We start from the raw sequence: 22,532 nt of genomic DNA on the forward strand, positions 1-22,532 counted from the left end.
CTAAACTCGAATAAATGGATCTTATTTTATATTCCTGCAAGGCAAGACTGAATAGCTATTTCCGGCAAAAGAAGACACAACGGGCGCTCCTGCTTGCGCTTGGTATTGTGCTGTCGGCTTTTTATGCCTGGCTGATCACATACCTGCTGCAGCAAGCCCGTGAAGGCGGACTGAATATGGATGTCAACCAGATGCTCGGCTATACGAACCTGCTGTTGCTGGCCTTTACAATACTGCGTGGCTTTTTCCCGGCCTATATCCCCAAAGCGGATTTTATTAATCGCATTTACCCTATCAAGCCCCTCAAGCGCTTCTGGACTGAGCTGGTGGTAGAACTGGTATCGCCGTTCTACTTCGTGCTGCTTAACTTCCTGCTTTTGCTCTTCATGATGTCGTCGGATTATACTGCGCTTCACCTGGGGCAGAGTTTCCTTGTGTTCCTGACCGCACACATCACCAGGCGTACGTTGCAGGTATTTATTGAACGTCGCATCAACTGGCGTAGCAGCACCTTTTGGGGTGCCGTGATCATGGTAGGTGCCTTTGTGGCACTCGAGGCCCGCGCACCTATGTTTAAGCCTGTAAGTTCGGTTATGATGCTGGTAGTGCACCTGCTGTCGCTGGCTTCTTTCCTACTCGCCAATTACCTATTAGAACAAGCGGCCTACGAGCCTAAACGACGCACGGTAAATTACAGCAGCGATGCCCGGCGCAGTCTTGGTTGGCGACTATTCAAAAACCACAAAATGGCAAAGCAGCTGCTCTTGTTTGGCCTGGGCTTTAAAGTGCTGATGCTTGGCATCGATGCGACGGTCTACTCTGCCAAGGGTATCCACATGCTCGACAAGAACGCATCGCTCTGGTTGTTTGTGGGTCCGCTTGTGATCTATACCTATGTGTTCAACAACGTGTGGGGCTTTTACAAAAATCTTTGGCTGACGACAGAGCGTGCTACAGGAAACTACAAAGAGTTTCTACGAGCCAGTCTGCTGCCGCTGCGTATGCCTATATTGATAGATGCGGCCATCGTGGTGCTCTATGTGGCTTTGTTCAACCACGAGCAGGCGACTTTTATTCTGCTGATGTATAGCGCCGCTGTAATGGTATTGACGCCTATCGGCATTATCGCCTCATTCACAAGTCCAAAGATGGTGAAGGGTGGCATTCTGAGCTTCAGCGCTAAAACCTCATACCTGTACAGTTTCTTATCCATGCTACTACTGGGCTTGCTATTTTTACCGCTGCTGCACCCAATGCTGTACATGGTATACCCGATCGTGATAGTGCTAACTTTGTTTGCCATGGTCGCAGTACTGCAGGAGTACAAGGAGTTTAAGTACAAGCTATTTGAAACGCTCTATAAAACCGAGTAAGCGGATGATGCGATAAAACACAAAGTCCCAGGTTTTTAACAAGCCTGGGGCTTTGTGTTTTATCACCTTCCAGCCCTACTGGTTTAAGCTGTATTTTACTTCTTCCAGCGTATACCTGCCTCCTGGCGGCGGCCTTTGTAGGTTAAGCACAAACTCCGAACACAGTGCTTTAAGACGTTATCTACACAGCATTGTAATAGCAAAAAGGAATCAGCTCTTTTCGGAGATCGAAACGAACTATGCAGCCCATCAGTTTGTCATAGCAGTGACCTGCACTACCAACCTACAGGTTGCGATTATTATGGAATTCAATTACGATAAATTTTTAGCCAACCTGCAGGCCAAAGACCTTTCCAAAGAAGAGGTTACTTCAGCCATTTACATTGAAATCCGTGACGCTGAGAACCAGAAGGCTGGCTTCCTGGACCAAGCCACCGAGAACCCCGATTTCTATACCTATATCGGGAGCCAGGTAGACAGCTACATTACTTACTTGAAAGCACTGCATATTAAAATATCTCCACAGGGACAGGTGGCGCCGGACGAACAGGTATATAAACCCGATAGTAAGATCATTGGCAAGACACTGGAATTGGTTAAGTACCTCGAGCAGGTAGAGCAAAACCGCATTGGGAAGAAGGATGACAGCACACAGCGGGTTAATCTAAACACGACTAGCACCGACTTGTAATACATGGGAAAACGGATAAAACAAAAGAGGCTGCTTACTTGCGTAAACAGCCTCTTTCTTTTTAGTGATCCCGCTGGGATTCGAACCCAGGACCCATACATTAAAAGTGTATTGCTCTACCAGCTGAGCTACAGAATCAGTACTAAATGTTTCCCGTGATGGGAGTGCAAAAGTAGGGATTATTCCTTAATTCGCAAAACCTACTGCATTTATTCGCATACCTGAAGGTATCTGTCTTCAACGCTAGTACTCTATTTTAGTTTAATATCACTAAGCATCAACACGTTAAGGGACTGCTCTTTTTTTTATTTTTAAGAAAAAAATCTGTGTGTCTATACCTATTTACAAACCTGCAACACCGTTAATGCTCAATTAGGGTGAAACTATGCAGGGAGCAGTTCGCTTAAATCATACACATCTACTTCCACTTTCGCCTGTAGCTCCAGGTTCAGGAACATCCGGTTAGGTTTTGGCGTAATATCCTGCACCCGCACCTCTTCTACTGCGCCATTGAGTTTAAGTCCTTTCATCTCCATACCTGATTCCAGCATACCGTTCGCTTTAGTGAGTTCACCCGCAATAATTTGCTGCAGGTTCACCCTGGCCTTCTGAATGATCTGATTGTAAGCGACCTTGTTCACCAGCACTTCAAGGGAAGAGTTATAAAAGCGGCTGGAGGTCTGGGCCTGCATGTTGAACTTGCGGATGAACACCTGTTGCGTGGCATTGTCGTAGCCGGGAGTTGCACGCACATACAGATCGACATTGTCGCGCTTGAGGATCGTCCTCAGTATCCGGATTCTGACCTTCAGGATAAGGTCGCCGTCACCGGAGCTGCTACCTGCCAGGCCAACATCCAGTATCTGGGCGTAAGGGGATGCGTTGGGGTCTCCGGAGGGCTTTTGAATGTACTCCCCCACCAGTTGCTTTTTCATCACACTCTCCAAAGCAGGATAAGAAATGGTTACTGGCACCTGAATCTTGACAAAGTTTTCCATTGATAGACTTTAGGTAAGCTATGGCCATTTAAACTCGAAACTGTCCAAAGAGTTTCTATGTGGCAAAAAGAGAAATAAAAAAGCCCCAAACATAGGTTTGAGGCTTCTTAAGTGATCCCGCTGGGATTCGAACCCAGGACCCATACATTAAAAGTGTATTGCTCTACCAGCTGAGCTACAGAATCGGCACTATGTGTTAGTTTGTAAAAAAGCTCTCTACCTAAATAAAGAGCTGTAATTTGTGATCCCGCTGGGATTCGAACCCAGGACCCATACATTAAAAGTGTATTGCTCTACCAGCTGAGCTACAGAATCTTTTACTAACTTGCATTCTCAAGGACGTTTCCCTTAATTGCGTTGCAAAAGTAATAGCTATCTGTTTAAATGCAAAATCTTTGGTTCAAATTCTCTGGTTTTTTGCTCCTTTTTTTGGCGCTGAACACCGAACCAGTTTATAGTCAGACAGATAATAAAGCGCTTTCTCAGGCTGATTCCCTCTTCAACAACCTCCAATATACTGAGGCCTTTACGCTCTACGATTCGCTGCTGCAGCACCAGCAGGTATACAGCCCGCAGATGCTCCTCAAAATGGCTTACATCAAAGAAAGCGTGCGTGACTATACCGGGGCTATGTATTACCTGCACCTTTTTTACAAGAAGCAGCCTAGTCGCTCGGTTCTTAAGAAGATGGAGGAGTTGGGGCAGACGCATCGCCTGAGCGGCTACGAGTACAATGACCTGCAGTTCTTCAAAACCCAGTTCAGCAAACACTACATGCGCATATTGGAGCTGATGCTTCTGGTGGCTGTGGTAACCGTTACGGTCATGTTTGTGAGTTGGCGCAAAGGGCACCGGTTCAGCCAAACCTTTAAGGTAGGCTTTGTGCTATACCTGCTTTTTATCCTGTACTACATCAACTTTCTCAACCTGGGTGACGAAGGTATCATCCGCAATGATCAGGTAGCGATCATGTCAGCACCCTCGGCCGGTGCCACGTGGGTAGCCACCGTTTCGCAGGGGCATAAAGTACCTATCACAGGTGAGCAGGATATCTGGTACGAGATCCGCTGGAAAGGCGAGAAAGCTTACGTACGCAAACACAATCTGCTGGAGCTTCCCTAGTCCTGGGATCACGGATTATTTGTCGAAAGGCCAGTTAAAAAAAGGACTGCCTGAAGAAGAATCCTTCAGTCTGATATAAAAACAAAAGAGAAGCCCGAAAGCTTCTCTTTTGTTTTCTGCAGAAGCCATTGCAATCCCTCTGTCTTTTTTCAATCAGTCTGCACTCTATTTTTTCAGTGGAGAATCCTTCTCCTTTGCCATCACATTATACACAAGCTTATCGGCCAGGCTTGGGAAGAGTTTGTTGACCCATACCGCCATCTTGCCTTGTGTGGTCATCACGAGGTCACGCTTGCGTTTTATAGTAGCTTGCAGAATGCGGTCGGCCACTTCTTCGGCGCTCATCATTTTCTGTTCATCGCGTGGGGTTTCGCCTTGCTGTTTGCCGTCAGCAGCGAGGGCCGTGTTGCGGATGTTGGAGGCTGTAAAGCCTGGGCAGGCAATCAGTACATGCACACCAGAGTGCAGCAACTCGGTGCGGAGCGTCTCCAGGAAGCCATGCATCGCAAACTTAGAAGCTGAATAGCCTGTACGGGCAGGCAGCCCACGGTAACCGGCAATAGAGGAGATGCCGATGATCGAACCTTTTGCCGCCTTTATGTAAGGTAGCGCGAACTTGCTGCTGTATACTGTGCCCCAGAAATTGATGTCCATCACCTTGCGCAGCACGTCCAGGTCCAGGTCTTCAAAAAGCGCTCGCATCGAAATACCTGCATTGTTGATGAGAATGTCCAGTTTCCCAAACTTGCTCACAGTTTCAGCTACCATCCGCTCGCAGTCGGCTTCCACACTTACGTCTGCGTTGATAGCTAGATTGTCTATACCTGCCGCCGTCAATTCCTGAGCGGTCTGGTCGAGGTTCTGTTGGTTACGACCTGAGTAGGCTACTTTCGCTCCAGCCTGTCCAAAAGCGAACACCAGCGCCTTGCCTATACCTGATGTACCGCCTGTAACGAGCACTACTTTATTTTTCATCTTTGTCAAATCAGCTTATACTTTGTCTGCTTCACTTCACAGACAACTTATTCAGATAGCTTCCCACATGGAGCAGGAATCAGATGCAAAACTACTACTTCTGCGCTAAATATCAGTTAGGAATTCCGCAATGGCTACATTACGCCTATACCTTATAAATTGCGTACCTTTGCAGGTATAAAGCAGAAACAACATGAGTAACTATACCTCACTAAGTGAATTGGGCGAGTTTGGCCTGATCAAGCGCCTGAATGAAAAGATCGAGCTCAATCAGCCTTCTACCATCAAAGGCATAGGCGACGACGCGGCTATTCTGGAGCCAGGTGAAAAACAGATCGTGGTGACGAGTGACATGCTGCTGGAAGGCGTGCACTTTGACCTTACTTTCTGTCCTCTAAAGCATTTGGGCTATAAAGCGGTGGCTGTGAATGTGTCGGATATTGCGGCCATGTATGCGAAACCTACCCAGATTACAGTGAACATCGCGCTGGGTGCCAAGTATACCGTGGAAGCAGTAGAAGAGCTTTATGAAGGAATGCGCCTGGCCTGCGAAAACTATAATGTGGACCTGGTTGGTGGCGACACGACTTCTTCCCGCACTGGGCTAGTGATCAGCATCACGGCCATCGGCGAAGTAGCCAAAGGCAATGCCGTGCTGCGCAGCGGTGCCAAAGAAAACGACCTGATCTGCGTGACCGGTGACTTGGGAGCTGCCTACCTCGGACTCCAGATCCTGGAGCGCGAGAAGCAGGCGTTCATGGCAGACCCGGAGATGCAGCCGCAACTCGACGACAAGCAATATATCATTGGTCGTCAGCTGCGTCCTGAGGCCCGCATGGACGTGATTCACGACATGAAGGAGCGTGACATCAAACCAACCTCCATGATCGACGTGTCTGACGGACTAGCCTCCGAGCTGTTCCATATCTGTGCACAGTCAGGGGTGGGTGCTACCATCTACAAAGACAACCTGCCTGTAGATGAGCAGACGCTGGAAGCAGCCATGGAGTTTAAACTCGACCCGATCACCTGCATCCTCAACGGTGGCGAGGACTATGAACTCCTGTTCACAGTGCCCATTTCAGATTACGACAAGGTGAAAAACCACCCGGACATCAGCATTATCGGTAAGATCACTGATAAGAGCGAAGGCATCAACCTGGCCAACAAGCACGGACAATCCTTCCCACTCCAGGCCCAGGGCTGGCAGCATTTTTAAGGGCATCTATTTTTAGATGAAGCAGGATTCCACTGTATATGGATAAACAAAAAGAGAAGCACAAGTGCTTCTCTTTTTGTTTTGCTCAAATCGATAATGGTTCATCGACTTATATCAAGCTGTCGTTCTAATCTTCCGGATAAGGTATAAACACAAAGTTGGTGAAGCTCTCGCCGTCCACCACAAAGAGGCAGCAAAACTCGTCCGGGTCTTTGTAGGCAGCTGCGAAGTCCGCAACTCTTTCTTCATCCACCAATTTATGCTTAATGAAATCCTCTAAGTAAGAAGCGTTGATATTCCACTCAAGCGCCAACTCTTCCTTAGCCAGAAAAAGTGAACCAATGGGCACCTCCGTCCGGGCAAAAACAAAGATCGGGTACTTAGATATGTCGCGTTTGCGCACCTGATACGATGCCTCACGCAACGTTTCGGCTACCACCACAAAGTCTCTGGAGATGGTCCCAAGGTATTTACCGTTTAATTCAGGATCGTTTTCCATTCGCTTTTATTTAGCTGTTAACAGAACAATATTTTCTACGTGGTGCGTTTGCGGGAACATGTCCACCGGCTTCACACGTGTAACGTCATATTTCTCGGAGAGCAACTCTAGGTCACGCGCCTGTGTGGCCGGGTTACAGCTTACATACACAATACGGTTCGGGTGCACCTGCAGGAGTTTCGCTACCACCTTCTCGTCCATACCTGCTCGCGGCGGGTCCGTGATCACAACATCCGGCCTGCCGTGGCGCTCGATCAGCTCATCCGAAAGAATGTCTTTCATGTCGCCGGCGTAGAAGGTAGTATTAGTAATGTCATTAATCTGCGAGTTGATCTTCGCATCCTCTATAGCGCTCGGCACATATTCTATACCTATGACTTCGCGTGCTTGGCGAGCCACAAAGTTGGCGATGGTACCAGCCCCAGTGTATAAGTCATAAACCAGCTCGTTTCCGGTCAGGCCAGCAAACTCGCGGGTCAATTTGTAGAGCTCATACGCCTGATCACCATTGGTCTGGTAGAATGATTTTGGTCCTACTCTAAAGCGTATACCTTCCATTTCTTCATGGATGTAAGGCAGGCCTTTGTAGCACACCACTTCCAGGTCATGGAAAGTCTCATTGCCTTTGCCGTTCACGATATAATGCAGCGAGGTGATCTGCGGAAATTCTGCTGACAGATAGTCCATTATACCTGTGATGGCTTCCTGATCTTCGTGGTATACCTGCACGATCACCATCAGTTCGCCGGTATTGGCTGTTCGGATGATCAGGTTGCGCAACCAGCCGGTCATGCGGAGCTTGTCAAAAAACACCAGATTGTTGGCGCGGGCATAGTCGCGCACGGCCAGTCGGATGCTATTGGACGGCTCCGGCTGCAGGTAACAGTTCTGGATGTCGAGGATCTTATCGAAGCGGCCCGGCATGTGGAAGCCCAGTGCCCGGCGCTCATGCTCCTCCCCCGACTTGATCTGTTCGTTGGTCAGCCAGCCGTAGTTGGAGAAGGTGAACTCCAGTTTGTTGCGGTAAAACTTGTCTTTGGCAGAGCCCAGAATCGGGTCGAACAGCGGAAGTGCTACTTTACCAATGCGCTCGAGATTGTCCTGCACCTGCTTTTGCTTGTAGTACAGTTGGGTGTCGTAGCCGATATGCTGCCACTTGCAACCGCCGCAGGTACCAAAGTGCTCACAGAAAGGCTGCACGCGCACGTCCGAGTAGGCATGAAAGTTCACCGCCTCGGCTTCCATAAAGCTCTTCTTTTTGCGGGTAATGCGCAGGTCCACCACGTCGCCGGGAGCCACGCCGCCCACAAATATGACCATGTTATCATGACGGGCGAGGCACTTGCCCTCGGCCACCATCTCCTCTATTCGTATGTTTTCGAGTATCTCGAAATTGATCTTCTTCTTTTGCTTTCTCACAGTGCTGCAAAATTAGCTAAAATTCGGGAGATGTGGGAATGCACGAAAAAAGCCGCTCTTTCGGGTGCCCTATTCTTAAAAGAGAGTTACGCCCTTTTTCATTCCGCCCTCGCTCGCGGGACAAGGATGTGAGATTTTTAGTGGTGTCCCGCCACTAGGGCCTACACGCATAAACTGAAGCGGCCAGAGTCCGCCCGATAGCGCAAACTCGCGGGACGCGAGCGAGGGTAATGGAATAACCCCGCAAAAAGCCATCAAAAAAGCCGTTCCCTTTCAGAAACGGCTTTTCTATACCTGATCTAAATACAGCTTAGTATGGTTTCGCTTTGTGGGACTTCTTTTTGGCGTCCTGCACACCTTCTTCGCCAGTAGTATTGCCTGATGGGCCATCCATCCCCTCGATCTTTTTGTGCTCCATCATCATCTTTTTCATTTCCTTCGTGGCACGGTCGATGCTTTCTCTCACCCTGCGACCATAGTCTTCGTCGGCCTGTGTGAAGTACTCCAGCATCTTGTCCTGAATGCGCGTGTCACATTTTGCCAGGTCATTGCCCAGGTTATTGATCAACTCGTCGCGCTCCCAATCCTCGAAGTTGCGGTAGGTCTCACCGGCCTGACCGAACGGATTCGGCCGATCGATTGGCTGACGAACCAGGTTAGCCTCGTAACGCGGTGAATACTCCTTCGGCTTGTCGGCCTGCTGCAGTCCTCCCAGAATAGATGGCTCGTAGTTCACATGTATGTTCTGTCCTTCAGCAAAGTCCGTGTCAAAAGCCATTTGACCGCCACGCTGGTTTGTGGCTACATGCACTTTCGGTGCGTTGATTGGCAATTGCAGGTAATTGGCCCCTACACGGTAGCGCTGCGTGTCAGAGTATGAAAAAGTACGACCTTGTAGCATTTTGTCATCCGAGAAGTCAAGTCCGTCTACCAGTACACCTGTACCAAATGCGGAGAGCTCCACTTCGTTGAAATAATCCACAGGATTGCGGTTCAGTGTCATCTTACCTACCGGATGCCAAGGAAACTGGTCCTGTGGCCATAGTTTGGTGTCATCCAATGGATCGAAGTCCAGATCCGGATGGTCATCATCACTCATGATCTGTACATTAAGCTCCCACTCCGGAAAGTCTCCCCGCTCAATGGCTTCTTACAAGTCCTGGGTAGCGTGGTTGAAGTTCTTGCCCTGTATTTCCTGCGCCTCTTTCTGGGTCAGGTTTCGGATACCCTGCACCGGCTCCCAGTGATACTTCACCAGTACAGCCTCTCCGTCTTCGTTCACCCATTTGTAAGTATTCACGCCTGAGCCCTGCATCTGTCGGTAGTTGGCAGGTATACCCCAGGGAGAATACAGGAATGTAATCATATGAGTGGCCTCCGGTGTGCCCGAAAAGAAGTCAAAGATGCGCTCAGCACTTTGTATGTTCGTTACCGGATCCGGTTTCTGTGAGTGGATCAGGTCCGGGAATTTCATCGCATCCCGGATAAAGAAAATTTTGAGGTTATTGCCTACCAGGTCCCAGTTCCCGTCTTCGGTGTAGAACTTAACGGCAAAGCCACGTGGGTCGCGTAGTGTTTCTGGTGAGTGCGTCCCGTGACCTACCGTCGAGAAGCGTACGAAAACCGGTGTCTCTTTTCCTTTCTTAAACACTTTGGCGCGTGTAAATTTATCAACAGAATCGTTGCCCACCGTACCATATGCCTGGAACACACCGTGCGCTCCGGCTCCCCGGGCATGCACCACACGTTCCGGCACACGTTCGCGGTCAAAGTGCGATATCTTTTCGATGAAGTGGTAGTTCTCCATAGTGGCAGGGCCCCGGTTTCCTACCGTTCTAATATTCTGGTTGTCGGTAACAGGGTGTCCCTGGCGGGTGGTAAGGGTAGTGCCTTTGCTGGCATTGCGGGACTTATCGGCTTTGGCGTATTTGGACTTGGACTGGCCATTGCCTTTCATGCTTTCGTTTTTATTCATGACTTGCTGACTTTTGATGGATTTTCAGATAGTATTTAACGAAACCAATACACAAGAGTTGATTGATTTAAGTCAAATCATTGATTTCTACTTAAATAACAACCAACGCATCCATATAATGTTATCCCAATAACATGAAGCACCTTCACCTGCATATACCTTATCTTATAGCCAATCGTCCATAAGATTGTAGTTGCCATGAGATTGTATCAGGTATAGCAAATGTGTTTTATTGGCTCTTCGCTTCTACCTGCAAAGTTTTCCCCGAATGATTCGGCTTCCGCTTCTATTGACCAGCCATGTAAACACTGTCGCTCAATGCTCGTTTAAAAAGGCATAATGGAACATCATCCCAAAACCGAAAAACTATGAGATACAACGAAAGAAATTACGACAGAGACAATCGCAACCGTGGCAGCCGCTCCGGTGACCGTGATAATCTATCGAACTACCAGAGCCGCTATGAGAACAGAGGCAATTACTACGGCATGCCTGACCAGGGACATGAGTACCGCAACGTAAGCAGTCAAGGCAATACAAGCTATGGTTCTGATGGCCCGGTGGGTGGCTATGGAGCCAACAGCTGGCGCAGCAACCGCGATCAAAGCGACCGCCATACCCAGGGGCAAATGCACCAGAACGAATGGGGCGGAAACAGCTCCTACGGAAGCAGAGACAGAGACAACTACGGCTCAGGTAGCAGTGGCAGCTCGCAGGGCGACCACTACCGTTACGGTGACCCGAACCCATACATGAACTACCAGCGCCAGGGGGGCTATGAACGCGACCGAGGCACTGGCTGGCGTAGTGAAGGTGTAGACCATGCCAATCGCCGCTATGAGCGTCAGGAGAACAGCTACCGTCAGACTGGCCACGGGCGTCGCTTCGACCAGTACGGTCAGGACGAGCGCTATAACTATGCGCATGGCGAGCAGGATGGTCGCCGCAGTGTATCCGACCCCCAAAGCCTGGACGACCGCTACATTGACCGCGGTGAGCATAGCCGCAGCAGCAGCGAAAACGACTATGGCCGCCAGTATGGCAGCAACTACGATCACCGCAACCAGGATCGTGAAGGCCGCAACGACAACTATGAAACACGTCGCTTTCGCGACCGTGACCACGATGATTCACCGAGCCGCAGCCCACGTGGGTATGGCTATCAGTCGGGACCGGATTATTCGGCTAACTCGCCAATTTCCAACTACGGCCCAGGTGTAAGAGGCTATCAGAAGTAAACCTAAAAGCGAAGTCCACCTACCTGGTGGACTTCTTGCTTTACTGCGCAAACCTACCTTATTCGGGGCTAATCCGTATGCACACCATACCTATACCTGATCACAGGTATAGCCAAAGCCCTTAAATAAAGATAAAATGAAAAACATATTACGCTACAGTTGGCTATTGCTGCTAGGCATATGCCTGACCGCCTGTAACCTCAGCGAGAAAAACAGGCAGTACGGGGAGGGAGACACGGCTCTTCAAAGCTCATATTGGATACTGCTTTCGCTGCAGGATCAGCAGTTTGATGATACCCCTGAAACCCGCACGGCTTATATCCGCTTTGAGGCGGGAGATAACGAGTTGAAAGGGTATACCGGCTGTAACCGGCTGATGGGCAGGTATAGCCTGAGCAATGGGTCCTTACAGCTTACAGGCCTCAGCACCACACGGGCCATGTGCCCCATCATAGAGCAGGAAAATCTGCTAATGGCCGTGCTCGAGAAAGCAGACTCATACCGGATTGCGGGCGAAGTTCTCACCCTTTTCTACCAAAACACGGCTGTAGCCACTTTTAGGGCGGGGGCCGAACCGAATATGCCGGCAGTCCGCTAACCAAATAACTAGCAGATTATAACCATATTACCGGTGTTGCAGTATGCTAAAGGCACCGGTAACAATTTATTTTTGATCAGCTAAAACCACTTATACCTATGGCAACAACTAAATGGATTGTAGACCCCACGCACAGTGAAGTGCAGTTCAAAGCACGTCACCTCATGATCACGACGGTGACAGGCTATTTTGAGAAGTTCAATGTAGAAGTGGAGACAGAAGGAGAAGATTTTCATGACACGAAAAGCATTGTGTTCACAGCCGATGTCGACTCCATCAGCACCAATAACCAGCAGCGCGATACCCACCTGAAATCCGGTGATTTCTTTGATGCCGATAACCATGAACAGATCAGGTTTGAAGGTAAAAACTATGAAGAGTTGAAACCAGGCTTCGAGAAGTTACACGGGGACCTCACCATACGAGGCACGACAAAACCTATTACCCTCGATGTGGAGTATCACGGCACGGTGGTAGACCCCTACGGACAGACCAAAGCCGGCTTCAGTGTGGAGGGAAAGATTAAAAGAAAAGAATTCGGCCTCACCTGGGATGCCGTAACGGAAGCCGGCAGCGTAGTCGTGAGCGATGAGATCCGCCTGCACTGTGAAATACAGCTCGTCAAACAATAACAAATAGCTGCGCTGGTGTTAGCACTCCCTTCAGCGCAGCAATCTTTACAATTTGCACCTTCAGAATACTCCCGTTCGCTTAGCCCACCAACCTCCGGCAAGCGCCTCTACCGGCATTTCTTCCCGGTAACCTTGCTCCTGCTTCATCCGGCTCTATCGCCGATCTATACATCAGGCTTGCCTGTTTGCATCAGTTATCCTATTTCCATGCAAAAGAAAAGCGCAAAAAAAGCAATAAAAGACACTTTGAACATTGAGCTAAGCGACAAGGCTGCTCAGGAGCTACACCTGAACATTTGTAATTATCTGCTCCATAATGATGACAAGTGTTACATCAGTGTTATCCGGTTTAAGTACCTGCTGCTCTGCGGCGAGATCAGTACCTCTGTGAGTGACTACCTGGTCATGGAGCAGCTGATTGAGCAGATGCAGGCCAAGCACCCACTGATTCTCTCAGCCATTACTTACATAGCCCGCTACAAGTCATGACAAAAATAAAGGTATAGACTACCCCGGTTAAGAAAGGGCCATCTATACCTCCATTGTCTATACCTGCAAACTTTATTCTTTCAGGAGTTTCTGGTAGTCGGGGTTTTTATGAATAAACTTCTTCACCACCGGGCAGGTAGCAATCACCTTTTTCCCGTTTTCCTCTGCGTAGCACAGGCCTTCTTCAATCAGCTTATTCGCTACGCCTTTCCCCCTTGCCGACTCAGGCACAAACGTATGCGTGAAATCCATTACTTCCTCAGAGGGAATGGCGTAGGCCAGCTCAGCGTCTTCCGATCCAATGTTGGCGGTAAATTGCTGGTATTTCTTATCGTGTTTTATGTTGATATCCATTTTGCTTTAATTTAATTGAGTTTACCCACTTACTAATTGCCCGGAGGGGTGATGCAACAGAACAATAGAACGGCTTCCGATCCGGACCTTTTCGCCAGCTTCTAAGGTTGGCCCATCATCTTTGATCTCCGTGAGTTGGGTGTCTAGTATTTTGGTCCACTGGGTGCCGTACTTCGCTTCAGGTATTGTATAGTCCAGGTCCTCGTGGTGCGCGTTAAAGATCAGGTAAAAACTATCGTCAATGATCTGCTCCCCTTTTGGACCAACCGAGTGCAGGCCGCGACCGTTCAGGAACACACCCAGCGACTTAGCGGCATCGTGGTTCCACTGCTCTTCCGTCATTTCTGAGCCGTCTGGCTGAAACCAGGCAATATCCTCAACCCCTACTCCTTTGATAGGTTGTCCCTGGAACCAGCGACGGCGACAGAACACGGGATGATTGCGACGCAGCGCTATTAGTTGCTGCGTGAAGGAAAGCAATTCCTTGTCAGCGGTAAGCCAGTTGATCCAGGATATTTCATTGTCCTGGCAGTAAGCGTTGTTATTGCCCTGCTGTGTACGGCTTAGTTCATCACCAGCCACCAGCATGGGCACACCTTGCGACAGGAACAGCGTCGTCATGAAGTTGCGCTTTTGCCGCTCTCTCAGCTCTATGATCTTTTTGTCCTTGGTCGGTCCCTCAGCTCCACAGTTCCAGGAGCGGTTATGGCTCTCGCCGTCATTGTTGTCTTCGCCATTGGCATCGTTGTGCTTTTCGTTGTACGACACCAGGTCATTCAGCGTAAAGCCGTCGTGCGCCGTCACAAAGTTGATGCTGGCCGTTGGCCGACGCCAGTCATCGCGGTACAAATCAGAACTTCCGGTGAATCGCTCGGCAAACTCGCCCAGGGTACCTCCCTCGCCTCGCCAGTAGTCACGGATGCAGTCACGGTACTTGCCATTCCATTCGGCCCAGCCCGGAGGGAATTTTCCGACCAGGTAGCCGCCCTCCCCGATGTCCCATGGCTCGGCGATCAGCTTCACCTGTGAGATAACCGGATCCTGGTGAATGATATCGAAGAAAGAACCCAGTCGGTCCACTTCATGCAGCTCGCGGGCCAGCGTGGCGGCCAGGTCGAAGCGGAAGCCATCCACGTGCATCTCCAATATCCAATAGCGAAGGCTGTCCATGATCAGGCGCAGTACAGGTGGCATCATGGCGTTGAGGGTATTGCCGGTACCGGTATAGTCCATGTAGAAGCGCTTGTCTTCTTCCACCATGCGATAGTAGGAAGCGTTGTCTACGCCCCGGAACGACAGGGTAGGCCCCATGTGATTGCCTTCTCCGGTGTGGTTGTACACCACATCCAGTATCACTTCTATACCTGCCCGGTGCAGCGCCTTGACCATGTCCTTAAACTCCACTACCTGTTCCCCTAATGTACCACTGCTCGAGTAGCGTACATCCGGTGCCAGAAAGCCGATGGAATTATAACCCCAGTAATTGGTGAGCCCTTTATCGGCCAGGTGACGATCGGTAATAAAGTGGTGCACCGGCATCAGTTCAATGGCCGTAATACCCAACTCCTGCAGATACTTGATGGTAACCGGGTGGCCAATGGCCGCATATGTGCCACGGATCTCTTCCGGTATATCAGGGTGTAGTTTGGTTAGCCCCTTGACGTGCGCTTCGTAAATGACCGATTTGTGATAGGGAATTTTCGGGGCTTTCACACCTTCCCAGTCGTAGTTGGCATCCACTACGACACTGCACGGTATGAAAGGAGCGCTGTCGAGTGTGCTCATTTTCAGGTCTTCCTCCGGATTACCTACTTCGTAGCCAAAGAGGGAGTCGTGCCAGTTGATCGTTCCCGAAATGGCTTTCGCATAAGGATCGATCAGAAGTTTGTTGGGGTTGAAGCGATGCCCGTTGGACGGCTCATAGGGTCCATACACCCGATAGCCGTACAATTGGCCCGGTCGGATCTCGGGCAGATAGGCGTGCCATACCTGGTGAGTACGCTCGGTCATCTTTATTTTCACCGATTCGCTTTCGTCTTCAGTCGAGTTAAAAAGGCATAACTCTACACCTGTTGCATTGTCAGCGTATAAGGCGAAATTCACGCCTTCTCCATCCCATGTGGCACCCAGCGGATAAGGGCTGCCAGGGTATACAGTAATATTCATAAGGATTTTGTAAATTAGATATCTGATGAATCCTTTTCAGGACTTCTTCATCTACGCAGAAAGCTGCCAAAGAGTAGCGTCCTACCTTATTTATTGTCAACCAAACGTTACACAGGACCGAGCGCTACGTCATCTTTGAGCCGCGGCTGTCCGTATTAATTCAAAAAGATCTGGAATGAACGCCCTAGATATCCTACTCACCCTGATCGTGCTGTTCAGTGCCTACATGGGCTGGCGACGTGGTTTTGCCTTCAGTCTGCTGGACCTGGTACGCTGGGTGGGCACGCTGATCCTGAGCTTTCGGCTATACCCATCGCTTGCCGACTGGCTCAGCCGCGCCACTGATTGGAGTGTGTACTGGATACCGCCTATCTCCTTTTTTATTATCGCGGTACTCTCCAGCATGCTCATCCAGTTTATCGGCTCTCTGATCCTGAATCAGTTTTCAGAAGAACTACATGCCCACCACGTCAACAAAGCACTGGGCACCCTGCCCGGACTGCTGAGTGGCATTATTACCATTGCGATCCTCTCTATTCTACTGCTGTCGTTTCCGTTTCCGGAGCGCTTTCAAACCTATGTGCAGGACAGCAGTGTGGCAAGCAGGTTCAAGACCTATACTCACCTGGCGGAAGATGAACTGGCACCCGTTTTTGACCGTGTCGTAAAGCGCGCCCTCAACAAATTCACGGTTGCGCCAGAGTCAGGACAGTATATCGAATTGCCTTTTACCTCAGATGACTACCAGCCACAGCCAGAACTGGAGGCGCGTATGCTGGAGCTGGTAAATCAGGAGCGCATCGCCAAGGGCTTGCAGCCTTTGCAAGCGGACACCGCCCTCACCACGGTGGCCCGGCTACATGCGGCCGACATGTTCACGCGCGGTTACTTCTCCCACATAACACCTGAGGGGGCAAGCGCAGCAGACAGAATACGGGCGGCCAATATCCCATTCAGAGCCGCTGGCGAAAACCTGGCACTTGCCCCTACCCTCAACATAGCCCACAAAGGATTGATGGAGTCTCCGGGCCACCGGGCCAATATCCTGCACGTGCGGTTCGGGCGGGTAGGTATAGCCGTGCTGCAGAGTCGCAGTCATGGTTTGATGATCACGCAGAAGTTCAGGAACTGACGTATACCTGAGCAGATCAAGGTATAGCCATGCAGCCTGTAAACAGTAACTTTGTAACCATTTCGCTCGGCAGCGGAGACACACGTGCCGTTTTTATCCTGGACGTGAGCAAACTGTGCTTTTCTTATTTCAAACCGGAGACTGAACAACAAACCGCCAAACTCGTGCTTGACTTCGGAGCATCACAGAAGATATTCGAAAAGCAGGACGCAGAGCAGGTATACCTGGCTCTTTCAGACCATATCAATAAGGTATAGCTGCGCCTCATTCTTTGTCCTACCCTCTCTATAACTATCCGTTATTCCTCTTAATTAAGTCTGAGCCTATTTCTTAAAAGAAACTCTCACAGGGGCTATCTACCTGAAAATAAGCTTATATACCTTTATCTAAATATTTTTTAAAAATAATTTGGTATTGGTAAAACAATATCTACATTTGTAGTGTACTATGTAACTAATACACTAAAACAAACAGATATGATAGAGATCGAGAACCTTAGTTTCGGGTATAGCCGCAAGTCGCTGCTATTCCAGAATCTGAGCCTGAAGCTGCAGGAGGGCCATATTTATGGGTTGCTCGGCAAGAATGGCGCAGGCAAGTCCACACTGCTTAAAAACATGGTGGGGCTTGTTTTCCCACTAGAAGGCCGCTGCCAGGTAAACGGCATTGACTCACACAAGCGCCTGCCGTCCATGCTCGAGAATCTCTATTTCATTCCGGAGGAAATCTACATGCCGTCCCTCACGGCAAAACAGTTTGTAGCAAACACTGCCCCTTTCTACCCTTATTTCGATGAGGACGCCTTTTACCGGTACTTATCAGAATTTGAAGTACCGCAGCATGCCGTTCTCAACAAGATGTCTTTCGGTCAGCAGAAGAAAGCTATTATTGCATTTGGGCTAGCCACAAATACAAGTGCCTTGGTGATGGACGAGCCAACCAATGGCCTGGACATACCTTCCAAAGTGCAGTTTCGCCGCATTATCGCCTCAGCCCTCACCGAAAACCGCTGCATCATCATCTCCACGCACCAGGTACGCGACCTCGATAGCCTGATTGATACGCTGGTGGTGGTGCATAACCGGGAGATCGTACTGAATGAATCCCTGGATGCGATCAGTGAGCGACTCACCTTTACTACTATACCTGAATCGGAAGCTCACACCGCCATTTACACCGAAGATGCATTGCGGGGCAAGCAGGCTATCTTACCGAATGTCATGGGCAACTACAGCAAGGTGGACATGGAACTACTTTTCAATGCCATTACCAGCGGCAACACATCTGTAACCGAAATTCTTCAAAGATCTCAATATGAACAATCACTTTAATAAGAGCCGCTTTGCGCTACTGTTTCGCAAGCATACAGTGGAGCACTATAAAACCTATCTGATGTCGCTGGGCGTATTGCTGGGCGCTATGTTTCTGATCATGGCCACAGCCAGCTATCTGGCATCCCGACCTATGTCAGTTACTGAGCAGTCCATCTTTTTCTTGTTCTTCATGATCGGGGCAGGTATGGTGTTTTCGAGCACTGTGTTTGCGCAGCTAGGTGACAATAAAAAGGCGATCGCTTTCCTGACCCTGCCTGCTTCACAACTGGAGAAATACCTGGTCGGGTGGCTGTACTCCTTTCCCATCTACCTGCTACTGTTTATACCTTCGTTTTACCTGATCATAACCATTCTGCTCCATCTCGATCCACGTGTGGGATCCGATCCTGAGTTGATCAACATACTGACCTCCGAACCGCCACTGTACATGATTCTGATCTTCTATGCGCTGTTTAATGCGCTGATGTTGGTGGGCTCGGCTTATTTTAACAAGAATCATTTTATCAAAGCGGCATTCATAGGTTTTCTGGCCATCATCCTGCTGTATAACCTGAACAAGCAGGTTGTACAAGTACTGCTGGGACGTGACCTGACATCTGCGGGGCCATTCTCGTCAGCCTATTTCATGGAAAATGATAAGCAATTTGAGGTAGGTGCCTACGAAGGTAATGAGCCACTAATTATACTGCTGCCAATAGCACTGGCGCTTATAAGCTGGGTAGTGGCCTATTTCAAAATAAAGGAAAAGCAAGTTTAGCGGGGAGGAAACAAATGGAATTTAAAGAAAACGAACCCATCTACCTGCAGATTGCGGCGCACGTGAGCGACCAGATTCTGCTGGGCAAGTGGGCCGCAGAAGACAAGATCCCCTCGGTGCGTGATCTGGCAGTGACTTTTCAGGTGAATCCCAATACGGTGATGCGCACCTATGAGCAGCTTCAGAATCAGGAGGTGATCTACAACAAGCGTGGCATTGGCTTTTTTGTGACGCCGGATGCCGTCAAAAAGGTAAAAGCCCAACGCAAGGAGCGTTTTCTACAACAGGATTTGCCCGAGTTTTTCAGAAACCTCTTTTTGCTGGAAATAGACCTGGACGAGATACAGAAGCGCTATGACGTGTATAAAACAGAAAATTACGAATCAGAAATCGAGCAGAAATCATGAAAACCAGTAATAAACTTTTACTTTTCGCTTTAGTCCTTCTGCTAAGTGGACTGGCAACGTATAATATTGCGCTGAAAGCAGAGTTCAACACCAAATCTTACCAGAACCCTTACCGCAACTACATTGCTCATGATTTTAATGGCTTTGATGAAATTGTGGTAAATCCGGGCGATAAGATGACCGTGCAGATTGAGCAGGGCGACAACCACGAAGTATACCTGCACAAAGGCAATGAAGAAGTATTGCAAATCAGTCAGAAAGGCAAAACATTGCAGATCGATCTGGCAACAAATGATAAGCAGCAAAGGGTTAAAGGCTGGGGCACTCCTCACCTGATCATCAAAACCCCGATGCTGAAAACACTCCGAGCCAACGCGACGCATTCTTTTAATGGAGAGCCGATAACTAACGTCAAGCTTATAAGTGCGACCAATTTCCTGAATACTTCCCTGATAGGATTCAGGCAGGATAGTCTCAGGCTGGAGCTTGACAATGGCGTGCATGTACAGCTGCACAACAACGAGCTGGTGCACCTGTATGCGGTTACAGGCACAAGTCCTGAAAGTGAACCAAAGCTGCGCATCCTGACAGACAATAAGATACAGCACGCGAACCTTGATGTCCGCAACCGCAGCTACCTTTCTCTGCAGGATGTTGCTATACCTGCGTTGCGGTTCAATTTTTCGGAGCAGGCTCAGGTAGAGCTTTCCGGTGAATCACTGACGATTTTACGCAAGTAAAAACCTGTATTGCTATGAAAAAGACAGGACTGATCTTGATTGCCGGGCTCCTCTTCATGAGCCTATCGCATGGAGGCAACACCAGCGTTGCAAACCAGACCACATGCGCTGCAAGCTCTCATAATAAAGAGGAGATGGTATGCCCGTTGAAACGTGAAGCGACTATCGTCTTGAACCCAAATGCAGCAACTGCGCAAACTACCATTAACCTGGAGGAGCAGGTGGAGGAACAGAAAGTAGCGCTTACAAGCAGACTGTTGCAGCTAGTGGATGCATTTGCAAAACTGGTGATGGTCATTTAAACAGAGTATATCGCCTAAGCAAAAAGGCCCGGGAGCACAACCCGAGCCTTTTTTTTTCTCAGGCAACTCAGGTATAGCAAGGTTTATAAGGTATAGCTCAGGCCCAGTATAGAGTTGACCGTTTGCATAGGTTGCCGCAAGGTATAGCTTTGACCCTGCGCATTCGTTATTTTAAAAGTAGGTTCGGTGGCGAGTATGCCTATCTCCAGGGTAAACAGAACACGACCAGCCACTATTCCAAAACCACCTCCTACACCATACGCCAGAGCAACTGCCGTGTCAGCGCTGCGACGGATGGGGCCGTATGACGTGTCTACTTTTACCTCCGGCGATTTATTGTGAGCAGCTCCCAGAGAACCTTTCACAAAGCCAAAAAAGCTGCCAGGTGCGCTTTGCAGGTATAGGTCGGCCAAGGCGTAGGTGCTTTTCCAGCCGCTCGCTTCCCGGTGTGTCACCAGCTCATCATCGGGCGAAGCAAAGGCATCCAAATCGAAGCGTTGAAATCGCCAGCCGGCTGTAGCGCCCACCGCCAGGTATGGCTTTAGATCCACACGATAGTTTCCCTCCAGGTTAATCCCCTGCTTTGCTAGAGGTGGGTACTCGTCTTCAAACCGGTCTGCCTTGAAGTCACCGATAGGTGTGGCGCTCCCGATCCGAAAACTAATGCGCTGGGTATGCTGTGCCTGCGCCCTCAGGACCAGGCATAGCAGCAAAGCTGTGACATAGCAAAATTTGTGCAGTGGGCTAAGCATATGGTTGGCAGTGCCGTTTTGAGATATGGCTTACATATTAATCAGAAAAGTATGGGTATACGCTGTGTCGCGTTTCAGTTCGTCCCAATACATGGTGTAAGACGGGCATATTGATCCATTGCAAGCCCTCCCCTGTGGTTCAATGTTGATGTACCCCACCTGCATTTCATCGTCTCTAAGAAGAAAACGCAGGGTATAGTTACCCTGTGTGTCGGTATAGGCCACTGCTTTTTTCCGAATCGTGCCGCCACTCAAGTATTCCAGATTTTTCCAGGTGGCCATGATCTGCATATTGACTACAGGCTGGCCACTGGAGCGCAGCACTTGTCCACTTACCTCGGTGCAGGAACCGGGACAGTATTTACTGACATAGTCATCTTCTTCTTTTACACAGCCGCTCAGCCAGCAGACCAGCGCAAGTAATAACCCATACCGGTTGATAAGTCTTGTTTTCATAGCGTAGAGGGATGATGAAACAAGATAATGAAAAACCACTATATTTCAACCAGTTGCTATACCTGCTTCTCCATTTTGATGTGGTCAATCCCATCCTCGTCATATACCTCACTGGACTGCTCAAAGCCAAAACTCTCGTAAAACTTTTTGGCGTAGAGCTGTGCTCCAATCCGGATCGGGCTCTTGCCAAATAAACGATAGCAGGCTTCAATTGACAGCTCGACCAACTGTTTACCTACTCCCGTGCCACGCACCAGTGGGCTTGTCACGATGCGCCCAATCGACATCATATCCGGATAAGATACCCCAGCCGGCACCAGGCGGGCAGTAGCGACCAACACCTGATCTTCATTGTAGAAAAGCACATGGTGGCAAAGCTGATCTTTATCGTCCATGTCCAGAAAGATACATGTCTGCTCTACTACAAACACCTCGCTCCGCAACCGGAGCATGTCATACAGTTCGTTTGGAGTCAGTTCCTGAAAGGCTTTGCAGATTTTGGTAAGCGCCATAGCGGTCGTACAGGGTTAAGTTGGTAGTATTGTTCAGGCCAAAGATACGCCAGCCTGCAATTTATACCTATCTTTGCACGGCACCCATCGAAAATCTAGCGCATCCCCATGGCAAACGACATCTTCGAGATTCTTTTCAACATTATCCCATTGGCGCTATTCCTATACCTGTCGCTCACACTTATGGGTATTATCAAATACAACCAGCACACCGCTTTTCTTTCTAATGCCTCCCCTATTACCAAATTTGCCGTTTACGGCGGCACCGTAGCGTTTGCCATCATGGCAATTGCTGACCTATCCAAATAACCCTCCCATATCCAACTTAATCATACTTTAAGAATAAATTAATTAATATTATATAACAATAAAAAGATGAAACCGTATTTATA

Annotated in this window: 25 protein-coding genes, 3 tRNA genes and 1 pseudogene; 16 read left to right on the forward strand and 13 right to left on the reverse strand. The window is 49.2% G+C overall.

Annotated elements, in window-relative coordinates; genetic code table 11:
- Positions 1-14: 14 nt before the first annotated feature.
- Complete coding sequence (locus AC5FX6_RS08960) at positions 15-1,373, forward strand: hypothetical protein (protein WP_493596709.1); 1,359 nt, start codon at positions 15-17, stop codon at positions 1,371-1,373.
- A gap of 301 nt (positions 1,374-1,674) precedes the next feature.
- Positions 1,675-2,064, forward strand: coding sequence for a hypothetical protein (locus AC5FX6_RS08965; protein ID WP_493596710.1), 390 nt, complete (start codon positions 1,675-1,677; stop codon positions 2,062-2,064).
- 65 nt (positions 2,065-2,129) lie between these two features.
- Here the strand turns inward: AC5FX6_RS08965 and AC5FX6_RS08970 are convergent.
- From AC5FX6_RS08970 to AC5FX6_RS08985, 4 genes are all read right to left on the reverse strand, one after another.
- Positions 2,130-2,202, reverse strand: a tRNA-Lys gene (locus AC5FX6_RS08970).
- 245 nt (positions 2,203-2,447) lie between these two features.
- Positions 2,448-3,062, reverse strand: a complete 615-nt coding sequence (locus AC5FX6_RS08975) for a DUF4403 family protein (RefSeq protein WP_493596711.1) — start codon at positions 3,060-3,062, stop codon at positions 2,448-2,450.
- Positions 3,063-3,174: 112 nt separating this feature from the next.
- Positions 3,175-3,247 (reverse strand) — tRNA-Lys (locus AC5FX6_RS08980).
- A 57-nt stretch (positions 3,248-3,304) separates the two neighbouring features.
- Positions 3,305-3,377 (reverse strand) — tRNA-Lys (locus tag AC5FX6_RS08985).
- A 69-nt stretch (positions 3,378-3,446) separates the two neighbouring features.
- Between AC5FX6_RS08985 and AC5FX6_RS08990 the strand changes: the two genes are divergently transcribed.
- A complete protein-coding gene (locus AC5FX6_RS08990) occupies positions 3,447-4,184 on the forward strand; it encodes an SH3 domain-containing protein (RefSeq protein ID WP_493596712.1) in 738 nt (245 codons plus the stop codon).
- Positions 4,185-4,349: 165 nt separating this feature from the next.
- Here the strand turns inward: AC5FX6_RS08990 and AC5FX6_RS08995 are convergent, their stop codons facing one another.
- Entirely contained in the window at positions 4,350-5,159 is an 810-nt protein-coding gene (locus tag AC5FX6_RS08995; RefSeq protein WP_493596713.1) for an SDR family oxidoreductase, read from the reverse strand.
- A 193-nt stretch (positions 5,160-5,352) separates the two neighbouring features.
- Between AC5FX6_RS08995 and thiL the strand changes: the two genes are divergently transcribed.
- Positions 5,353-6,378 (forward strand): thiamine-phosphate kinase, encoded by a 1,026-nt coding sequence (gene thiL / locus AC5FX6_RS09000; protein WP_493596714.1) that lies wholly within the window; start codon positions 5,353-5,355, stop codon positions 6,376-6,378.
- A gap of 127 nt (positions 6,379-6,505) precedes the next feature.
- Here the strand turns inward: thiL and AC5FX6_RS09005 are convergent, their stop codons facing one another.
- The 3 genes and pseudogenes from AC5FX6_RS09005 to AC5FX6_RS09015 form a co-directional block, all read right to left on the reverse strand.
- Positions 6,506-6,877 carry a hypothetical protein gene (locus AC5FX6_RS09005; RefSeq protein WP_493596715.1) on the reverse strand — a complete coding sequence of 124 codons (372 nt, stop codon included), beginning with the start codon at positions 6,875-6,877 and terminating at the stop codon, positions 6,506-6,508.
- A gap of 6 nt (positions 6,878-6,883) precedes the next feature.
- Positions 6,884-8,296, reverse strand: a complete 1,413-nt coding sequence (rlmD, locus tag AC5FX6_RS09010) for a 23S rRNA (uracil(1939)-C(5))-methyltransferase RlmD (RefSeq protein ID WP_493596716.1) — start codon at positions 8,294-8,296, stop codon at positions 6,884-6,886.
- A gap of 310 nt (positions 8,297-8,606) precedes the next feature.
- Positions 8,607-10,271, reverse strand: a pseudogene (locus AC5FX6_RS09015) (catalase).
- Positions 10,272-10,639: 368 nt separating this feature from the next.
- On the opposite strand from AC5FX6_RS09015, the gene AC5FX6_RS09020 reads away from it, so the two are divergent.
- The 4 genes from AC5FX6_RS09020 to AC5FX6_RS09035 all read left to right on the forward strand — a co-directional run bounded on the left by AC5FX6_RS09020 (position 10,640) and on the right by AC5FX6_RS09035 (position 13,228).
- Positions 10,640-11,509 carry a hypothetical protein gene (locus tag AC5FX6_RS09020; protein ID WP_493596717.1) on the forward strand — a complete coding sequence of 290 codons (870 nt, stop codon included), beginning with the start codon at positions 10,640-10,642 and terminating at the stop codon, positions 11,507-11,509.
- Positions 11,510-11,645: 136 nt separating this feature from the next.
- Positions 11,646-12,107 carry an META domain-containing protein gene (locus AC5FX6_RS09025; protein WP_493596718.1) on the forward strand — a complete coding sequence of 154 codons (462 nt, stop codon included), beginning with the start codon at positions 11,646-11,648 and terminating at the stop codon, positions 12,105-12,107.
- Positions 12,108-12,205: 98 nt separating this feature from the next.
- Positions 12,206-12,739 carry a YceI family protein gene (locus AC5FX6_RS09030; RefSeq protein WP_493596719.1) on the forward strand — a complete coding sequence of 178 codons (534 nt, stop codon included), beginning with the start codon at positions 12,206-12,208 and terminating at the stop codon, positions 12,737-12,739.
- Between the two features lie 15 nt (positions 12,740-12,754).
- Positions 12,755-13,228, forward strand: coding sequence for a hypothetical protein (locus AC5FX6_RS09035; RefSeq protein WP_493596720.1), 474 nt, complete (start codon positions 12,755-12,757; stop codon positions 13,226-13,228).
- Between the two features lie 72 nt (positions 13,229-13,300).
- Here the strand turns inward: AC5FX6_RS09035 and AC5FX6_RS09040 are convergent, their stop codons facing one another.
- Positions 13,301-13,582, reverse strand: coding sequence for a GNAT family N-acetyltransferase (locus tag AC5FX6_RS09040; RefSeq protein ID WP_493596721.1), 282 nt, complete (start codon positions 13,580-13,582; stop codon positions 13,301-13,303).
- Between the two features lie 21 nt (positions 13,583-13,603).
- A complete protein-coding gene (gene glgX / locus AC5FX6_RS09045; RefSeq protein ID WP_493596722.1) occupies positions 13,604-15,748 on the reverse strand; it encodes a glycogen debranching protein GlgX in 2,145 nt (714 codons plus the stop codon).
- A 175-nt stretch (positions 15,749-15,923) separates the two neighbouring features.
- On the opposite strand from glgX, the gene AC5FX6_RS09050 reads away from it, so the two are divergent.
- From AC5FX6_RS09050 to AC5FX6_RS09080, 7 genes are all read left to right on the forward strand, one after another.
- On the forward strand, positions 15,924-16,880 hold the full coding sequence (locus tag AC5FX6_RS09050; protein WP_493596723.1) for a CvpA family protein: 957 nt from the start codon (positions 15,924-15,926) through the stop codon (positions 16,878-16,880).
- A gap of 29 nt (positions 16,881-16,909) precedes the next feature.
- Positions 16,910-17,137, forward strand: coding sequence for a hypothetical protein (locus AC5FX6_RS09055; RefSeq protein WP_493596724.1), 228 nt, complete (start codon positions 16,910-16,912; stop codon positions 17,135-17,137).
- A 219-nt stretch (positions 17,138-17,356) separates the two neighbouring features.
- Positions 17,357-18,211, forward strand: coding sequence for an ABC transporter ATP-binding protein (locus AC5FX6_RS09060; RefSeq protein ID WP_493596725.1), 855 nt, complete (start codon positions 17,357-17,359; stop codon positions 18,209-18,211).
- Positions 18,195-18,971 carry a hypothetical protein gene (locus AC5FX6_RS09065; RefSeq protein ID WP_493596726.1) on the forward strand — a complete coding sequence of 259 codons (777 nt, stop codon included), beginning with the start codon at positions 18,195-18,197 and terminating at the stop codon, positions 18,969-18,971. Before AC5FX6_RS09060 ends, AC5FX6_RS09065 begins: the two co-directional genes overlap by 17 nt.
- Before the next feature lie 14 nt (positions 18,972-18,985).
- A complete protein-coding gene (locus tag AC5FX6_RS09070; RefSeq protein ID WP_493596727.1) occupies positions 18,986-19,378 on the forward strand; it encodes a GntR family transcriptional regulator in 393 nt (130 codons plus the stop codon).
- Positions 19,375-20,118: a hypothetical protein gene (locus AC5FX6_RS09075; protein ID WP_493596728.1), complete on the forward strand. Its 744-nt coding sequence runs from the start codon at positions 19,375-19,377 to the stop codon at positions 20,116-20,118. Before AC5FX6_RS09070 ends, AC5FX6_RS09075 begins: the two co-directional genes overlap by 4 nt.
- 14 nt (positions 20,119-20,132) lie before the next feature.
- Positions 20,133-20,420: a hypothetical protein gene (locus tag AC5FX6_RS09080; RefSeq protein WP_493596729.1), complete on the forward strand. Its 288-nt coding sequence runs from the start codon at positions 20,133-20,135 to the stop codon at positions 20,418-20,420.
- An 83-nt stretch (positions 20,421-20,503) separates the two neighbouring features.
- Here the strand turns inward: AC5FX6_RS09080 and AC5FX6_RS09085 are convergent, their stop codons facing one another.
- From AC5FX6_RS09085 to AC5FX6_RS09095, 3 genes are read right to left on the reverse strand one after another with little or no spacing between them, the layout of a single operon-like run.
- Positions 20,504-21,172, reverse strand: a complete 669-nt coding sequence (locus AC5FX6_RS09085) for a hypothetical protein (protein ID WP_493596730.1) — start codon at positions 21,170-21,172, stop codon at positions 20,504-20,506.
- Positions 21,173-21,202: 30 nt separating this feature from the next.
- Positions 21,203-21,628 carry a carboxypeptidase-like regulatory domain-containing protein gene (locus AC5FX6_RS09090; protein WP_493596731.1) on the reverse strand — a complete coding sequence of 142 codons (426 nt, stop codon included), beginning with the start codon at positions 21,626-21,628 and terminating at the stop codon, positions 21,203-21,205.
- Between the two features lie 56 nt (positions 21,629-21,684).
- Entirely contained in the window at positions 21,685-22,140 is a 456-nt protein-coding gene (locus AC5FX6_RS09095; protein WP_493596732.1) for a GNAT family N-acetyltransferase, read from the reverse strand.
- Positions 22,141-22,248: 108 nt separating this feature from the next.
- Between AC5FX6_RS09095 and AC5FX6_RS09100 the strand changes: the two genes are divergently transcribed.
- Positions 22,249-22,449 (forward strand): hypothetical protein, encoded by a 201-nt coding sequence (locus tag AC5FX6_RS09100; protein WP_493596733.1) that lies wholly within the window; start codon positions 22,249-22,251, stop codon positions 22,447-22,449.
- Positions 22,450-22,532 lie beyond the last annotated feature (83 nt).

The organism is Pontibacter sp. LHS2 (genome assembly GCF_058932845.1).

Excerpts from the sequence above, each read along its gene's own strand:
- AC5FX6_RS08960 (WP_493596709.1), top strand. The coding sequence starts at position 15 with ATGGATCTTATTTTATATTCCTGCAAGGCAAGACTGAATAGCTATTTC.
- AC5FX6_RS08965 (WP_493596710.1), top strand. The coding sequence starts at position 1,675 with ATGGAATTCAATTACGATAAATTTTTAGCCAACCTGCAGGCCAAAGAC.
- AC5FX6_RS08975 (WP_493596711.1), bottom strand. The coding sequence starts at position 3,062 with ATGGAAAACTTTGTCAAGATTCAGGTGCCAGTAACCATTTCTTATCCT.
- AC5FX6_RS08990 (WP_493596712.1), top strand. The coding sequence starts at position 3,447 with ATGCAAAATCTTTGGTTCAAATTCTCTGGTTTTTTGCTCCTTTTTTTG.
- AC5FX6_RS08995 (WP_493596713.1), bottom strand. The coding sequence starts at position 5,159 with ATGAAAAATAAAGTAGTGCTCGTTACAGGCGGTACATCAGGTATAGGC.
- thiL (WP_493596714.1), top strand. The coding sequence starts at position 5,353 with ATGAGTAACTATACCTCACTAAGTGAATTGGGCGAGTTTGGCCTGATC.
- AC5FX6_RS09005 (WP_493596715.1), bottom strand. The coding sequence starts at position 6,877 with ATGGAAAACGATCCTGAATTAAACGGTAAATACCTTGGGACCATCTCC.
- AC5FX6_RS09020 (WP_493596717.1), top strand. The coding sequence starts at position 10,640 with ATGAGATACAACGAAAGAAATTACGACAGAGACAATCGCAACCGTGGC.
- AC5FX6_RS09025 (WP_493596718.1), top strand. The coding sequence starts at position 11,646 with ATGAAAAACATATTACGCTACAGTTGGCTATTGCTGCTAGGCATATGC.
- AC5FX6_RS09030 (WP_493596719.1), top strand. The coding sequence starts at position 12,206 with ATGGCAACAACTAAATGGATTGTAGACCCCACGCACAGTGAAGTGCAG.
- AC5FX6_RS09040 (WP_493596721.1), bottom strand. The coding sequence starts at position 13,582 with ATGGATATCAACATAAAACACGATAAGAAATACCAGCAATTTACCGCC.
- glgX (WP_493596722.1), bottom strand. The coding sequence starts at position 15,748 with ATGAATATTACTGTATACCCTGGCAGCCCTTATCCGCTGGGTGCCACA.
- AC5FX6_RS09050 (WP_493596723.1), top strand. The coding sequence starts at position 15,924 with ATGAACGCCCTAGATATCCTACTCACCCTGATCGTGCTGTTCAGTGCC.
- AC5FX6_RS09055 (WP_493596724.1), top strand. The coding sequence starts at position 16,910 with ATGCAGCCTGTAAACAGTAACTTTGTAACCATTTCGCTCGGCAGCGGA.
- AC5FX6_RS09060 (WP_493596725.1), top strand. The coding sequence starts at position 17,357 with ATGATAGAGATCGAGAACCTTAGTTTCGGGTATAGCCGCAAGTCGCTG.
- AC5FX6_RS09065 (WP_493596726.1), top strand. The coding sequence starts at position 18,195 with ATGAACAATCACTTTAATAAGAGCCGCTTTGCGCTACTGTTTCGCAAG.
- AC5FX6_RS09070 (WP_493596727.1), top strand. The coding sequence starts at position 18,986 with ATGGAATTTAAAGAAAACGAACCCATCTACCTGCAGATTGCGGCGCAC.
- AC5FX6_RS09075 (WP_493596728.1), top strand. The coding sequence starts at position 19,375 with ATGAAAACCAGTAATAAACTTTTACTTTTCGCTTTAGTCCTTCTGCTA.
- AC5FX6_RS09080 (WP_493596729.1), top strand. The coding sequence starts at position 20,133 with ATGAAAAAGACAGGACTGATCTTGATTGCCGGGCTCCTCTTCATGAGC.
- AC5FX6_RS09085 (WP_493596730.1), bottom strand. The coding sequence starts at position 21,172 with ATGCTTAGCCCACTGCACAAATTTTGCTATGTCACAGCTTTGCTGCTA.
- AC5FX6_RS09090 (WP_493596731.1), bottom strand. The coding sequence starts at position 21,628 with ATGAAAACAAGACTTATCAACCGGTATGGGTTATTACTTGCGCTGGTC.
- AC5FX6_RS09095 (WP_493596732.1), bottom strand. The coding sequence starts at position 22,140 with ATGGCGCTTACCAAAATCTGCAAAGCCTTTCAGGAACTGACTCCAAAC.
- AC5FX6_RS09100 (WP_493596733.1), top strand. The coding sequence starts at position 22,249 with ATGGCAAACGACATCTTCGAGATTCTTTTCAACATTATCCCATTGGCG.